The sequence below is a fragment of the Pseudomonas trivialis genome (genome assembly GCF_036864995.1).
Taxonomy (GTDB): Bacteria; Pseudomonadota; Gammaproteobacteria; order Pseudomonadales; family Pseudomonadaceae; genus Aquipseudomonas; species Aquipseudomonas trivialis.
The window spans coordinates 2406733-2422017 of the sequence record NZ_CP142151.1; the positions used below are offsets into that span (position 1 = coordinate 2406733).

Below are 15285 nucleotides of genomic sequence, written 5' to 3' on the forward strand. Positions count from 1 at the left end.
CCCTCCCACAGTTTTAAGCCGGTTTCTTCAGGAGGTTTTGCAGGGTTTCAGTGACGCCATGATCGCGCAAATTTGCATAACACCGCTCGAACGCTGCCACAAACTCGGGCGAGTTGGGAATAGCCTTGCCGAAAATCTCTTCCACCCCCAGCAGTCGCTGGCTGATCAGCGCGTCATCCTTCACCAGATCCTGGCAAAACGCTCCACGCGGGTCGGGAATCCTGTAGCTCACGCCATTCTCGTCAACGCCTTTCAAATACAGCGCCCAGGCGGCAACCACCAACGCGGCGCGTTCTGTTTCACGGCCATCGGCAATCAAACGGTTGATGGTCGGCACGGTGAACTTGGGAAACTTCGACGAGCCATCCGAACACACACGCTCCAGTTGATCGGCAATCGCCTGGTTGGAAAAACGGTCCACCAGCGTCTGTTTGTACGCAGTCAGGTCGATGCCCGGCACTGGCGCCAGGTTTGGCGTGACGTCCAGGTCCATGTAGGCGCGCATGTATGCCACAAACACCGGGTCATTCATGGTCTCGTGCACAAACCGGTAACCCTTGAGAAAGCCCAGGTAGGTCAGCGCCAGGTGGCTGCCGTTGAGCAGGCCGATCTTCATTTCTTCATAGGGCGTGACGTCATCGGTGAACTGCACCCCGACTTTTTCCCAGGCCGGGCGGCCGTTGACGAAGTTGTCTTCCAGCACCCACTGCACAAAGGGCTCGCACACCACCGGCCAGGCATCGTCGATGCCGTGCTCGTCGTGCAGTTGCAGGCGGTGCGCGCTGCTGGTCATGGGCGTGATGCGGTCGACCATGGCGTTGGGGAAACTCACGTTGGCCTTGATCCAGTCGTGCAGGTCGGCATTGTGCAGGGCGGCAAACGCCAGCAGCGCCTTGCGCGTGACGGCGCCGTTGTGCGGTAGGTTATCGCAGGACATCACGGTAAATGCCGGGGTGCCGGCGGCGCGGCGTTGGGTCAGCGCCGCGCAGATAAAACCGAACACGGTGGTCGGCGCCGCAGGGTGGGCCAAGTCATGCTGGATCTGCGGCAGGTGCGCCATGAACTCGCCGGTGCTGTCGTCGATGCAGTAGCCGCCTTCGGTGATGGTCAGCGAGACGATGCGAATGGCGGGGTCGGCCAGTTTGTCGATCAGCGCCTGGGCGCCGTCTTCGGCCAGCAGCATGTCGCTGATCGAGCCGATCACGCGCACTTCGGTGTCGTCGGTGTCGCCCAGCTCATAGAGGGTGAACAGGTAATCCTGGCCGGCCAGGTCGTCGCGGGCCTTGCGGTCCTCGGCCCGCAGGCCGACGCCGCAGATGCTCCAGTCCAGGCCCTCGCCTGAATTCATCAAGGCATCGGTGTAATACGCCTGATGCGCGCGATGGAAGCCGCCAACGCCGATATGGGCGATGCCCTGGCGCGTGTCGGCGATGGCGTAGCCCGGCAACTTCACTTCGGGCGCCAACAGGGTGAGGTTCTGTTTATTCAGTTTCATCAGAAAATACTCGCGAAATCAGGCGGCAGCGCGCAGTGGGCGGGCCACGGCCACACCGTCGGTGTCGAACAGGTGGCAATGCGCCGGGTCCAGGTGCAGGTGCAGGGTTTCGCCGTACTGGCTGGCCATGTCGCCGCGGATACGCAGGGTCAGCGGCTCGCCATTGGCGGTGATGACGTGGCAGAACGTGTCGCTGCCCAGGCGCTCTCCGACGTCGGCGGTGACGGTCAGGGTGGTCTGGCCCGGTGCGGCGATTTCCAGGTGTTCCGGGCGAATGCCCAGGGTCACCGCGCTGCCGACGCTCAGGGTCGGGCCGCTGAGCGGCAGGTTGATCAAGGTGCCGGCGTCCAGTTGCACTTCACAGCTCTGGGATTCGACCCGCGTGACCTTGCCCTTGAGAAAGCCCATTTTTGGCGTGCCGAGAAAGCCCGCCACAAACAGATTGGCCGGCTGGTGGTAGAGGTCCAGCGGCGAGCCGACCTGCTCGATGCGCCCGCTGTTCAACACCACCACTTTGTCGGCCAGGGTCATCGCTTCGACCTGGTCGTGGGTCACGTAGATCATGGTCGCCTGCAGCTCCTTGTGCAGGCGCGCCAGTTCCAGGCGCATTTGCACGCGCAGCGCGGCGTCGAGGTTGGACAGCGGTTCGTCGAACAGGAAGATCTTCGGGTTGCGCACAATCGCCCGGCCAATCGCCACGCGCTGACGCTGGCCGCCGGACAGTTGCTTGGGCTTGCGCTCAAGCAGAGGCCCCAGCTCGAGGATGCGCGCCGCCTCGCTGACCTTGCTGTCCACCAGCTTCTTGTCGACACCGGCCAGGTCCAGGGCAAACGACATGTTCTTGCGCACGCTCATGTGCGGGTACAAAGCGTAGGTCTGGAACACCATCGCCAGATCGCGCTTGGCCGGGGTCACTTCGGTGATGTCGCGCCCGTCCAGTTCGATGGTGCCTTCGCTCACTTCTTCAAGCCCTGCGATCAAGCGCAGCAGGGTGGACTTGCCGCAGCCCGATGGGCCGACGAACACCACGAATTCCTTGTCGTTCACTTCCAGGTCGATGCCCTTGATGATCGAGAAACCTTCGAAGCCTTTTTGCAGATTCTTGATTTTCAGGTTGGCCATGAGATGGGCCTCCGCTTGCAATTATTATTTGACGGCGCCGAAGGACAAGCCACGCACCAGTTGCTTCTGGCTGATCCAGCCGAAGATCAGGATGGGCGCACAGGCGAGGGTCGAGACGGCGGACAATTTGGCCCAGAACAAACCTTCGGGGCTGGAGTAGGAGGCGATCAACGCGGTCAGCGGCGCGGCGCTGGACGAGGTCAGGTTCAACGACCAGAACGCCTCGTTCCAGCACAGGATCAGCGACAGCAGCACCGTGGAGGCCAGGCCGCCCTTGGCGATCGGCAGCAGCACGCGGACCATTTCCTGCCACAGGGTGGCGCCGTCCAGACGCGCGGCTTCGAGGATATCCTTGGGAATGTCCTTGAAGTAGGTGTACACCATCCACACCACGATCGGCAGGTTGATCAGGGTGTAGATGATGATCAGCGCGATGCGCGTATCCAGCAGGCCAAAGCTCTTGGCCAGCAGGTAGATCGGCATCAGCACGCCCACCGGCGGCAGCATCTTGGTGGACAGCATCCACAGCAGCGTGCCCTTGGTGCGTTTGGTTTCATAGAACGCCATGGAGTAGGCGGCCGGTACCGAGATCAGCAGGCACAGGGCGGTGGCGCTGAACGAAATCAGCACCGAGTTCCACGCATAGGCGAAGTAGTTGCTGCGTTCGTTGATGTGCAGGTAGTTCTCCAGCGTAGGCGTGAAGATAAACTGCGGCGGGGTGGCGAACGCGTCGATTTCGGTCTTGAAGCTGGTCAGCACCATCCAGAAGATCGGGAAGAAAATCAGGATCGCGATGGCCCAGGCCAGGGTGCCGAGCAACAGGCTCTGCAGGCGGCGGGATTGTTGAAGCGTCATGGCGCGGCCCTCAAGGCTTGTCAGTCAGGTTTTTGCCGATCATCCGCACCAGGATGATCGCCGCGATATTGGCGATGACCACCGCAATCAAGCCGCCGGCCGAGGCCATGCCCACGTCGAACTGCACCAGCGCCTGGTTGTAGATCAGGTAGGCGAGGTTGGTCGAGGCGTAGCCGGGGCCGCCGTTGGTGGTGGTGAAGATTTCGGCGAACACCGAGAGCAAAAAGATCGTTTCGATCATCACCACCACCGCAATCGGGCGGGCCAGGTGCGGCAGGGTCAGGTGCCAGAAGATCGCGATGGCGCCGGCACCGTCCAGGCGCGCGGCTTCCTTTTGCTCCTGGTCCAGGGACTGCATGGCGGTCATCAGTAGCAGGATCGCGAAGGGCAGCCATTGCCACGATACAATGATGATGATCGACAGCAGCGGGTAGTGCGCCAGCCAGTCCACGGGTTCGGCGCCGAAGAACTTCCACACGGCGGCGAGAATCCCCGACACAGGGTGGAAAATCAGGTTTTTCCAGATCAGCGCACCGACGGTGGGCATGATGAAAAACGGCGAAATCAGCATCACCCGCACCAGGCCACGGCCGAGGAACTCACTGGCCTCGAGCAGGGCACTGATCAAAACGCCAAACACCACGCTGATCAACAGCACGCTGCCCACCAGCAACAGGGTATTGGTGGCGCCGGGCAGGAAGCCCGAGTCGGTGACGAAATAGGTGAAGTTCTCCAGCCCCACGAACTGGTTTTCACCGGGGTAGAGCAGGTTGTAGCGGATCAGTGAAAAGTACAGGGTCATGCCCAGCGGCACGATCATCCACAACAGCAGCAAGGCCACCGAAGGGCTGACGAGAAACCAGCCGGGGTTGGCCAGACGGTTTTTGGGTGTTGTATTCATGGCAATCAAGACCAGTGCGGAGCATGAATCGGAGTGCGGTCTGTGTGGGAGGGGGCTTGCTCCCGATAGCGGTGTGTCAGTTGATGAATCAGTTGGCTGATCCACTGCTATCGGGAGCAAGCCCCCCCCACATTTACTGTGGTATTCCCACTTTATTTGGGATAACCCGCCCGCTTCATTTCACGCTCGGTGGTGGTCTGCGCGGCAGCCAGTGCCTGGTCGACCGTCTGCTGACCGGTCAAGGCACCGGAGAAGAACTTGCCCACTTGCGTACCAATCGCCTGGAACTCGGGAATGGTGACCAGCTGAATCCCGATATACGGCACCGGCTTGAGGGTCGGCTTGGTCGGGTCAGCGACTTTCAGCGATTCCAGGGTCACTTTGGCGAACGGTGCGGCCTTCATGTACTCATCGCTGTACGTCGAGGCGCGCGTGCCTGGCGGTACGTTGGCGATGCCGTCCGTCTTGGCGACCAATGCGCCATATTCCTTGGAGGTCGCCCAACTGGTGAACACCTTGGCGGCGTCCTTGGCCTTGGAGCTGGTCGGAATCGCCAGGCTCCAGGAGTACAGCCACGAGGTGCCCTTGTCGGTTTTTTCGTGAGGGGCGAAGGTGAAGCCGACATGGTCAGCCACTTTACTTTGAGTTTTATCGGTGACGAACGAGCCGGCCACGCTGGCATCGACCCAGATCGCGCACTTGCCGCTGTTGAACAGCGCCAGGTTTTCGTTGAAACCGTTGCTCGAAGCACCCGGCGGGCCGGATTTCTTCATATTGTCAACGTAGAAGTTCAGTGCGTCTTTCCATTCGGGCCCGTTGAATTCCGGTTGCCATTTCTCGTCGAACCAGCGCGCCCCGTAGCCGTTGGCCAGGGTGGTGATCAGCGCCATGTTCTCGCCCCAGCCCGCCTTGCCGCGCAAGCACAGGCCGTACTGCTCCTTGGACTTGTCGGTGAGTTTGGCCGCGTATTCACCGATCTGGCTCCAGGTCGGGTGCTCGGGCATGGTCAGCCCGGCGTCCTTGAACAGGTCGGTGCGGTAATAGGTGATCGAGCTTTCGGCGTAGAACGGCAGGGCGTACAGCGAGCCCTTGACCGACAAACCGTCACGCACCGAAGGGAATACATCATCGAGGTCGTAGGAAGCCGGCAGGTCCTTCATGGGTTCCAGCCAGCCCTTGGCGCCCCACAGTGCAGCTTCGTACATGCCGATGGTCAGCACGTCGAACTGCCCGCCCTGGGTGGCGATATCAGTGGTGAGGCGTTGGCGCAGTACGTTTTCTTCGAGCACCACCCAGTTCAGCTTGATCTCAGGGTGCTCGGCCTCGAAGGTTTTCGAGAGCTTTTGCATGCGGATCATGTCGCTGTTATTGACGGTGGCAATGGTCAGGGTCTGTGCGCCGAGGCTGACGGCGCTGAGGGTCATGCACGCTGTCATGCAGGAACAGACAAGCAGGGTTTTAGCTGTGAACTTCATCGCGCACTCCATTTCCGCGCCCAGGGGGGCTACAGAAGGACAGTTATTGTTGTTGTGTCTTCCTACAGGGAGTCAGGAAGAGTGTGCGTTGATTACAGCCCTGAAATGCGGTTGTGACAAATCCTTGGGTGCACGTTCGCTGATACTTTTTTGCACTGGTTCGCAATTGATCCGGGTGTGCCAGGCAAGACCTGGCAAAGCGCGCCGACCACCCGGCGATGGCGCGCTGGCTCCATTATCTGATGTTCAGGAACGGTTATACCCGTGAGGGAAGGGGGTTTTCGGTTTTTTTACAAGATCATTCATCCAGTTGTCGTCCAACGGGCTGATTGATTTTTCTCCCTCCAGTATCTTTATACTTTTGCGTTCCCACTGGGTCATGACCTCCTTGATCTTCTGCGTGTATTCGCGAGCAGGGCAGGCAATATCGGTCCATGGATCCACGATCCAGGCGTCTTTCCAGGCAGGCTCGGAAAAGTTGACGGTCCCCGCCGGTAACGTCGGGGGTCCACCGACCACCGTGAACGCGTGAGCATCCGAGGCATGCCATTCATAGGCACGACCGCCGCTTTTATCGATGATGTCCCTGGAAACCATCGCCATTTCTCCACAGTTGCCTGCGCCGGTTTTCAGCACCAGGTTGGCGCGGTTCGGCGCATGATTCGCCGTGGTACGACGTATCCAGCCGATGGTCTGTGTTGCTGCTTCCGCGCGCGCCTTGTCCGCCCTGGAGCGCACTTGGTTGCCGGGTCCCAACCCTGTGGCTTTCATTCCACGATTTACATTGGATTTGGCTTGTTGTGCATAGAATTTGTTCTGTTGTTCTGCCGGCCATGTTGCGAAGTCAGCAGGTTTATCCAGTGCGGCCACTTGTATCGGCCTTAGTGCGACATCGGCTTTACTGATCCTGTCGTGCCGTTGCAGTTGATAGACGACCTCACGCTGCTGTTCCGGTGCCATATCTTTACAATATGCTTTTAGCTCATCGACCTCTTGTTTTGTGTAGGCAGAACGCTCCAGCTCTTGAAACGCCATATCGAGTTTCGGCAAGGCAATAAAATCGTTATCGATGGGTACTTTGGAGACGCCTTGGCGAATATTGAGCTTGGCCTTATAGCTCTTTACTAGCGAGAGTTCTTTGGGCGTGCATTTTGTGAAGGTCAGTTCGGCGCCGGGGGCATTGTTCAATGTCGCAAAGTAAAACTCGCCGATATCCGCTTCGATCACCAGATACTGCCGGGTGCTGCCGGCGATTGAGTCTTTAACCACGATACCTCGAAGCTCGCGCTTGTCATCGCAGCCCGCGCTGATACTGTTGAGCTTGACCACCCGGCTTTCGCGCGCCAATTCGTCATTGGTTTGCGTACTGTGAAAGCCGAACTGCGGATCCTGTTTGAGCGTGCCGGTGACAGTGTCCTTGTAGGTAATGCGTTTGTTATCAAGTACCGGATTGAGTTGTGGCCCCATTTCACCTTCAACCATCTTGAAACGGCGCCTTTCAAAAATGACGAATTGATCCTTCCTGAGCAGTTTGGGGGGCGAAGGAAACAGCCGTACGTGCTCAAGTGCCTGAAGCTCCTGGGTCAACTCACTGGATATATTGCGGATGACCTTTGAAAAACAGGTGTCATTGGCCCCGCGCCGGACTCTGCCAGCGAGCCCCGTGGGTGCGTGGCAGATTGCCTCGAAATCTTCGAGCGGCTTGAAGTGATCAGCCGATTCCAGGTCAGTCAATATTCCAGGGTTACGGCTGTCGTAACGGTATACCTTGCCCTCGCTGACCAGATCGAACCCATTGACGCGGGGAAGGGTATAAGCGTCGGCGGCCAATGCTTTTTGCGTTACCAGCGCTGAGGTGCCGTCTGCAAAGATTTCTTTCTGAACGGGTGAACTGGCGTCTGACACAAACCCTTTCAGCGCCGGCCCATAGGCGTGTGCTGTTTTGCTGTCGTAGGCGTACCAGTTACCTTCTCGGAAGATCGCCGTCACTTTGCTGTGTTCGGGTGTTCCGGCGCGCATGACGACACCGTCTTCCATGTTGGATGGTTTCACAAATTTCCCGTCGGCCAGTTCTGCCAGATGGCTTTGCTGCAGTCGATTGGTTGAATGGAAAGTCTGCGCAGCACCGTTGGCCGTAAGGTCCCTGATTACAATACTTTCACCTTCTTTGGCGCCGAACTTCTCAATGAATTTGGCAGACGCCCTGGCCGCCGTCCAGGCTGAACCCGATTTGATCAATTTCCAGACTTCGCCTGCACCCTCCGTGGCTGCATACAGGATGATGTCGACGCCGAGGTCGTATACCGCTTTCTTGTATTCGCCGTTGTAAAGGTCCAGAACACTTGAGCCGCCGGGTACTACTTTCATGAGGCCCAGGAAGAAATCGCTGGGCTCAACGGCATTGTCCACGGGGTTGGGCCCACGTTGTTTGTTGATGAAACTGGCCTTGTGCAGGTAGGCCGAGTCAACCAGCACCTCGGCCAAGTGCTGGAACCTGATACTTTCGTAGTTGGCAGGACTAGTGCCTGCCTGCTCGGCAGACAAAAATCGCCTGCCCCCTTTCCAGACATCGGGGTCGACAAGGTGAATGGGCGTCAAGACGACATTGGGTGTGATTTCAGGCTCCGGCTCTGCGCCAGTTTGGAAGGCCTTCAAGTCAATCGTTAAATTGCCGGCTTGTCCGTGAAGCACCGAATGGTCGATAGGTGGAATGAGTACTACTTTTCCAGCGCCCGGATAGAAGGCGAGTGCGTACCTCTCCCCATAGTGGTCGAGGTCCAGCACGATACCGCCGGTATTTCCCACGGCGTACAGGCTCATACCACCATTGTGCAAGGCAACGCGAACCTTTGGGGGTAACTTGCTGAGCATATCCTTGAGTTGCGAAATATTGTGGGTCCTGCGCTGCGCATAGTCCTGTTCGATAGCGTTATTGAACGTGTCGTTTATGACAGGTAATTCGGAGGCGTGCCTGCGCAGGTTTTCGAAATCCAGTGTTGGCGTTTCCGGGGTCCACTCTTCGCCCAGGCGGCCGGATTCATATACCGCAGCAATGCTTGCTCTAATGCCGGAAAAGATCTTGGCGACCTTTTCCCATACATACGTGTTTTCGAAGTCGATAGTGGAGCCAAATTTTGCACGCAACGCTTCAAGGGTCATCGCCCGCCTGCTGGGCGCTTTGACGGTACTTAGAAACTTGCTGGCAGCAAAAACTTCAGCGTTCTGTTTATTCAGGGCCTTTTGCGCTGTTGCCATCTGTTCCAGGGTGTATTCATCCTTGTCGCTCCTCATCACATGGCCGTTGCAGATTGCCCAATCCATCACCGGATTCATCCCGGCCATGGCCCTTTGTTGGGTTTCATCAGCTGAAATGGGGTCGATTCCGATAAACCGGGTGATTTGTTCATCGCTCATGCCGGTGGCAGCACCGGGGGCGATCTGTTCGACCAGATTCACTCCCATCGTATAGATCGCAAATTCGGGGGAGCCCAGTGTCGCTGCTGACGGCAGGTCTTTGCGTACAAATTGTGGCGCCATACCTGACTTCAGCAAATGCGAGGCAACCGGGGCAAGTGCTGCGGGTACCCTCCTGGTGTCAATCAAGTGTTGATCGAAGCGCTGGCTGATTTCGTTGGGGTGAAGTCCCCAGTTATCAGAGTGCATGAAGTCGAAGTCAGCAACCTTGTTGCGCGCAGCGCCCCCTTCGGATCAAGCTCCAGTACCAGGGCTGACAACAGCCACTGCTTCAGGCTGGTCGTGGTCGTGAGCCCTTCCATGTCGATTTCGAGCTTCGCGGCAAATTCGACGGCTTTATCACTGGAGAGCAGCTGTTCCAGTGCGTTGTCAGGTTGCGCGTTGAGGCCAGTGATGCCGGCGTTTAAATAGCTCCAAAGGCTGTCGTGCTGGCCGATATTGTCTTTCACAAACTCCGCCACCTTGCTGCGCTGCTCAACGCTGAGGGGGAGGTCGGTGGAGAGAAATCCCCAGAGGTTGCCCAAGGGCGGTGATTGAGGGACAGGCGTTTGCAACGCCCTTAACAGGTTCTCGGTCTGCCGGGGCGACGTGACGTCGTTCCAGCCGTTGTCCCGAATAAACTGCTGGACAGTCCTGGCCCCCTTGGGACGATGGGACGAATCAGCGTCAATGTTGATCCGCATGGAGTGGTTGATGTTTTGATCGACGCGTTTAAGTTGATCAATGAGCGCATATCGGTCGTTGCTGTCGGCCAACGCTGTTTTTTGCTGGATCAAACCGTTCACGATTCGATCCGGGTCTTCAACGGGTGTCGGGAACCGTTGTGTTCGGCCCATCAGCTCTGTTTGTTGCGCGAAGGCAGGGCTGGTGTAGTTGCGGCTGATGCCATGAAAATCAGCAACCGATTCAAACGGCGCATTGGCGGTTACGGCTCGAGGCAGCGTAATGGGCTTTCCAGCGGCTGCAAAGGGGGCTGCGGCGTCCAGCACCGGCGTAAGCACGTCGAAATGCCCGGGGTATTTGTGTGCGAAGTCTTTGGCGGTATAACGCTGCTCAACGCCATCGACCTTGCCGATCAGCGCCTGGTCTGAAGGATCGTAACTCAGGGACGTCAAGTCCACTTTTTGTTCGCGGGCCCACTCAGTGAATCCGCGCCCGTTCAGAGCCTTGCCAAGGTAATCCCACCATTGCCCGAACAGACTGTCGGACGGTATCGAATTGATGGTTTTTCTCGAGGCTTGGGTCGGATCAGCTTTCACCTCAAGCATCGCACGGTGCATGGCGATGGCCAGTGCGCTTTCGGCGCTTTCGATGCCGTCCGAAAGGGGGGGCTCAGGCATCAGCTGTTGTATCAGGGCGCGTTGTTTTTCCTGGATACGCAAAGCCGCAGGATCTGTGGGCGGACTGTCGTTGTTCAAGGCCCGGAAGCCCGTGCGAGTGAGCCTTGACGCTTGTTCGAGAACATCTTCCAGCGTGTCGCCCTTTTTCGGCTCACCGTAAAAAACATTTACTACAGCCAGGTTGATTGGCTTGCCCTGCGCAAGCCATACATCAACGTTTGCGCCGGACGCGAGGTTTTTGGCGTGGGGCAGTATGGAAGGGGCAATGGCCGCCCATTCCGAGTCGTTGGCTATTTTGAAAGTCTTCTCAACGACTTGATCATCGCTACCTCTTACAGAACAGAGCAGGTCACCGGTAAACGTGTTTATCTTCGCGGTGTCAGGTTCGATGCGCCGTGCGGCGGTGATACGCATAAAGGCGTCACTGGAAATTGACTTCATCAACGCCCGCAGGGTTTGCCCGAACGTTGAGTATTCGGGAATCTGCGATGCCGCAAAATGGTTGCGCGGACCTGTACCGTAGCCAGCCATCTCAGGCCTGAGGCTTAACAAGGCACTGGCACACATCCTCGCCATTTCCCTGTCAGCGGCTTCGACCGTCTCCTTGGGATTGCGCTGCGCGACAGGCTTGAGTTCGGGGTTTAGCGATATTTCTGCAGACAGTTCTTCGATGGCGTTTGTCTGTTGCTCGCGAATGGGGGCGTATGCAGGGCTGTTGAACTGCGCAGCCTTGGAACCAGGCTCACGCAACGCGTCGAAGGACTGATATTGCTGCTGTAAGGCGATCAATTTGAGCCGACCATCGTCTGTGCCGTCGGTACGTGCGGCGTAGAAGTCGCTGACTACTTCACAGGGCGCGCTGTGCGCGTTCGTATAGCTGATCTGCTTGAGCGTCGGGGCGAGTGCCTTGGCTGCTTCGGTTAATGCTGCGGTCGCGTCCAGGAAGCTCTTGTCGTATTTCGAGAAAGACACGGTTTTACCGTCCGCAACGCACGTGAGGATCCACCCTGATTGCGTGTTTAGTTGCAGCGTTGACGTGTCAACTTTGTGTGTGCGGGCGAAGCTTGCAAATGGCTCGCTGTGAATGGCATTGGTCAGTTGAGCCCAGGCTCTGCCGAACGTCGAGACAGCGGGTATATCAAGGTTAACGGCGGACCGCCCGTCCGGCGCTACATGGCCGGCAAGGATCTGATCCATTAACGCAGCGCTGTGCCTGGATGCGAGGGCGTTGTCACCTGACCTTATCAAATCGGTTGCAAGCCTTTGGGTTTCCAGCGAAACCGCCGCGTGACTGGCGCGTGCTTGCGGACTTGAGAGGCGTTGAGATCCAGGTATGACGGCGTTTGATTCGTTCTGAGCGAGCAGTGCAGGGTAGGAGAATGTGCTTCGGGCGGATGTCACGGAGCTCATCGTTGATTTCTCTTGGCTATAAAAGTCCTCGTTGTGTCGCGTTGTGTTCTACAAGCGTTCCACAGGATTTATTGCGGGAAATATGCGAAGAGGATAGAGGTCGACTTTTGCAAGCGGCGTCAGATCTTTGCAGATCCGCTCTCGCTCAAGCCAGGTTTTGCTCGGTCAACCGCTGCATCGCCAGGCGCCGGTAGTGCGAAGGCGTCATGCCCTTTAGCTGTTGAAAACGCCGATTGAAGTTGGAAATATTGTTGAACCCCGACTCAAAACAGACATCCGTTACCGCCTTGTCGCCGTCAGCCAGCAACTCGCATGACTTGCTGATACGCAAACGGTTGACGAACTCGACAAAGGTACGACCGGTGGCTTGTTTGAACACCCGCGAAAAATACGTGGGCTTCATCCCCAGGTAGTCCGCCACTTCCTCCAGCGGCAATTCCCGTGCGTAGTGGGCAAAGATGTAATCCACCGCGCGGTTGGTGCGATCAATGCTGTGTTCGTCGGCCAATTGCGGTGTGGTGACGCCCGAGAGCAATTGATAATTCTCACAGGTACTCAGCACTTCCATCAGGATGAAGAAGTGCCCAAGACGCGCCATGCCCTGGGCCTCCTCGATGCGCTGCATCAGGCCCATGGCCAGTGCGATGGTTTTTTTGCAGCGAAATTCGATGCCGTACTGTGCACGCTCCAGCAACGGTTCCAGGCGTTTGAGTTCAGCGAAGATATGGCTGCCGTGTTCGAACAATTCATCGGTGAAGTTCACCAGCATGTCGCGCTTGGGTACCACTTCGTCTTCCTCCACCTGACTGATCCAGTTGTGGGGCAGGTTGGGGCCGGTGAGGAACAGGCTTTCAGGGTAGAAGTTGCCGATGTAGTCGCCGATAAACACTTTGCCCGAGCTGGCAACGATCAAGTGCAGCTCGTATTCCTTGTGGAAATGCCAGCGCACCAGCGGGCAGGGGAAGCCGTGCTGGCGATAGATGATGGACAGACCGTTGTGATCGTCCATCAGCTCGTAGGAAGGATCGGTGACTCGCGTTGCTCGGGTCATGGTGCCGTCGCTTTATTGTGGTGGCTGCACAGGATAATGCCTCCTCACGCGCGCCCTCGCCAGCGCCTACCTTATACGTTGCGGTTTTTCGCCTCTATCCACTGGGACATGTACTGCGTGCTCTTGTGGGCATGGTGACGCAACATGCTGCCGGTGAAATTGTCGCGGCGGTGGCTGGCGAGGTGGCTGCGACAGCTTTCCAGGCATTGCACCAGGGCCAGGCCGTGGATGCGCTGGTCATAGCGGCGGGCGAGCAGTTGGCGACCCTGTTCCTGGGCCTGGGTCCAGCGCTCACGGTCCTGGTAAAGGGCGACGGCGGCGGCGGCGAGAGCTTGCGCGCTGTGTTCGATCACGCCGGGCCAGGCGTGTTCATCGCCCATGGCTTCGGCGCCGATGGGCGTGGTGACGCTGGGCGTGCCACACAACATGGCGTCGGCCAGTTTGCCCTTGATGCCCGCGCCGAAGCGCAACGGCGCCAGACAGATGCGCGCGGCGCTCATCACCCGCAGCGCATCTTCGGCCCAGTTCATCACATGAAAACCCTGCGCCGGGTTGTGCAGGGCGGTAGCCTTGGGCGGGGTGTAGGCGCCGTAGATATGCAATTGGGCGCCCGGCAGTTGCTGGCGGATCAGCGGCCAGATGCTGTTCTTCATCCACAGCACCGCATCCCAGTTGGGGGCGTGGCGGAAGTTGCCGATGCTGAGGAAATGCGCACGGTCTTCAAAGGGCGTAAACGCCGCGGTGGGCGGCTGCATCATCAGCGGGCACCCGTGCAGCAGGGCGGCGGGTACGTTGAAGTGCTCGGTGAGCAGGCGGATTTCCAGGTCGGAAATCATCAGGCTGATATCGCAGCGGTAAATGGCGGCGATTTCGCGTTTGGCAAGGTCCGTATCGGCCATCCGTTGAAACTCGTCTTCCAAGACGGGGGTGAACAGGGCGGTGAAATCGTCGCTGTCAGGATGGACTTTTACATGCTCCTTGAAACGCTGGTGACGTGCGTCGCGCAGGCTTTGCAGGTCCGAGGTTTCCAACACGCGCAGGGCGCCGGGGCAGCACTTTTCCACGCGCCAGCCGAACTGCTCTTCCATCATGAAACGGTCGAACAGCACGATATCCGGAGCCAGTTCACGGATAAAGTCATCGAAACTGCTGTTATTGAGTTCGATGGCGCATTCGGCGATGCCCAGCGTCGACAAGTCGGCCTTATGCTCGCCAAGTGCGGCCGGGCTGCTAAAGGTAATGTCCCAACCTTGGGTGAGAAACGTCTCAAGAATCTGCATCATATGCCCGCCCGCTGCCGAGGAACGCGGCTCCGGCCAGACGTAACCAATGACCAGGACTTTGGTGGAGGGCTGATTTATCAAGGGCGGGTTCCTGAAAAGGGGCGGGCAAAAAGCGCGCAATTAAACCACAACCCGGCGTGATGACAATTTGTCTGCGGGGTAGGTAGCGGCGGTACTTTGTGGTTAACTTCGGCCTCTCGAATTCGTTTCATCAAACCAGCATAAGGATTTCGTTCATGGCTCAAGTCACTCTCAAAGGTAACCCGGTCCAGGTTGAAGGCGAACTGCCACAAGCCGGTTCCCAGGCTCCCGACTTTACCCTGACCGCCGGCGACCTGTCGGATGCCACCCTGGCTTCCTTCGCCGGCAAGCGCAAAGTGTTGAATATCTTCCCAAGCGTCGATACCCCGACCTGCGCCACCTCGGTGCGCAAGTTCAATGCACAGGCCAACGAGCTGAACAACACTGTGGTGCTGTGCATTTCCTCCGACCTGCCGTTCGCCCAGGCGCGCTTCTGCGGTTCCGAAGGCCTGGAAAACGTGAAAAGCCTGTCGGATTTCCGCAGCGCTGCCTTCTCCCAGGACTATGGTGTTGATATCACCGACGGCCCACTGCGCAGCCTGACCGCCCGCGCCGTGGTAGTGCTGGACGAAAACGACACAGTGCTGCACAGCGAGCTGGTTGCAGAAATTGGCCAGGAGCCTAACTACGAAGCCGCTCTGGCTGTTTTGAAGTAACTGTTTCGGTACATTACTGCGATCTTGCAGTAATACGCCTGCTACATGCTTGCGGCCTGGCCTCGTCCAGGCCGTTTTTATTTGAGCTTCAGCAGCTTAGAGAAATAGCATTTGAACTAAGCTGCAACGGTTAAAACCTGTA

Annotated in this window: 10 protein-coding genes; 1 reads left to right on the plus strand and 9 read right to left on the minus strand. The window is 58.0% G+C overall.

What is annotated here, in order from left to right:
* Window positions 1-13 precede the first annotated feature (13 nt).
* The 9 genes from VRB54_RS10635 to VRB54_RS10675 form a co-directional block, all read right to left on the minus strand.
* Window positions 14-1495, minus strand: a complete 1482-nt coding sequence (locus VRB54_RS10635) for a mannitol dehydrogenase family protein (protein WP_338480768.1) — start codon at window positions 1493-1495, stop codon at window positions 14-16.
* Window positions 1496-1513: 18 nt separating this feature from the next.
* Window positions 1514-2617: a sn-glycerol-3-phosphate ABC transporter ATP-binding protein UgpC gene (locus tag VRB54_RS10640; protein ID WP_338480769.1), complete on the minus strand. Its 1104-nt coding sequence runs from the start codon at window positions 2615-2617 to the stop codon at window positions 1514-1516.
* Window positions 2618-2641: 24 nt separating this feature from the next.
* Window positions 2642-3472, minus strand: coding sequence for a carbohydrate ABC transporter permease (locus tag VRB54_RS10645; protein WP_003233033.1), 831 nt, complete (start codon window positions 3470-3472; stop codon window positions 2642-2644).
* 10 nt (window positions 3473-3482) lie between these two features.
* A complete protein-coding gene (locus VRB54_RS10650) occupies window positions 3483-4373 on the minus strand; it encodes a carbohydrate ABC transporter permease (RefSeq protein WP_057009372.1) in 891 nt (296 codons plus the stop codon).
* A gap of 152 nt (window positions 4374-4525) precedes the next feature.
* Complete coding sequence (locus VRB54_RS10655) at window positions 4526-5809, minus strand: ABC transporter substrate-binding protein (protein WP_422396100.1); 1284 nt, start codon at window positions 5807-5809, stop codon at window positions 4526-4528.
* A gap of 285 nt (window positions 5810-6094) precedes the next feature.
* Window positions 6095-9511, minus strand: a complete 3417-nt coding sequence (locus VRB54_RS10660) for a hypothetical protein (RefSeq protein WP_338480771.1) — start codon at window positions 9509-9511, stop codon at window positions 6095-6097.
* On the minus strand, window positions 9448-11859 hold the full coding sequence (locus VRB54_RS10665) for a hypothetical protein (RefSeq protein WP_338480772.1): 2412 nt from the start codon (window positions 11857-11859) through the stop codon (window positions 9448-9450). Before VRB54_RS10665 ends, VRB54_RS10660 begins: the two co-directional genes overlap by 64 nt.
* 358 nt (window positions 11860-12217) lie before the next feature.
* On the minus strand, window positions 12218-13123 hold the full coding sequence (locus VRB54_RS10670) for an AraC family transcriptional regulator (protein WP_338480773.1): 906 nt from the start codon (window positions 13121-13123) through the stop codon (window positions 12218-12220).
* Between the two features lie 71 nt (window positions 13124-13194).
* Window positions 13195-14484, minus strand: a complete 1290-nt coding sequence (locus tag VRB54_RS10675; protein ID WP_338481088.1) for a glycosyltransferase — start codon at window positions 14482-14484, stop codon at window positions 13195-13197.
* Window positions 14485-14642: 158 nt separating this feature from the next.
* On the opposite strand from VRB54_RS10675, the gene tpx reads away from it, so the two are divergent.
* Window positions 14643-15143 (plus strand): thiol peroxidase, encoded by a 501-nt coding sequence (gene tpx / locus VRB54_RS10680; protein WP_338480774.1) that lies wholly within the window; start codon window positions 14643-14645, stop codon window positions 15141-15143.
* The last annotated feature ends 142 nt before the right edge of the window (window positions 15144-15285 follow it).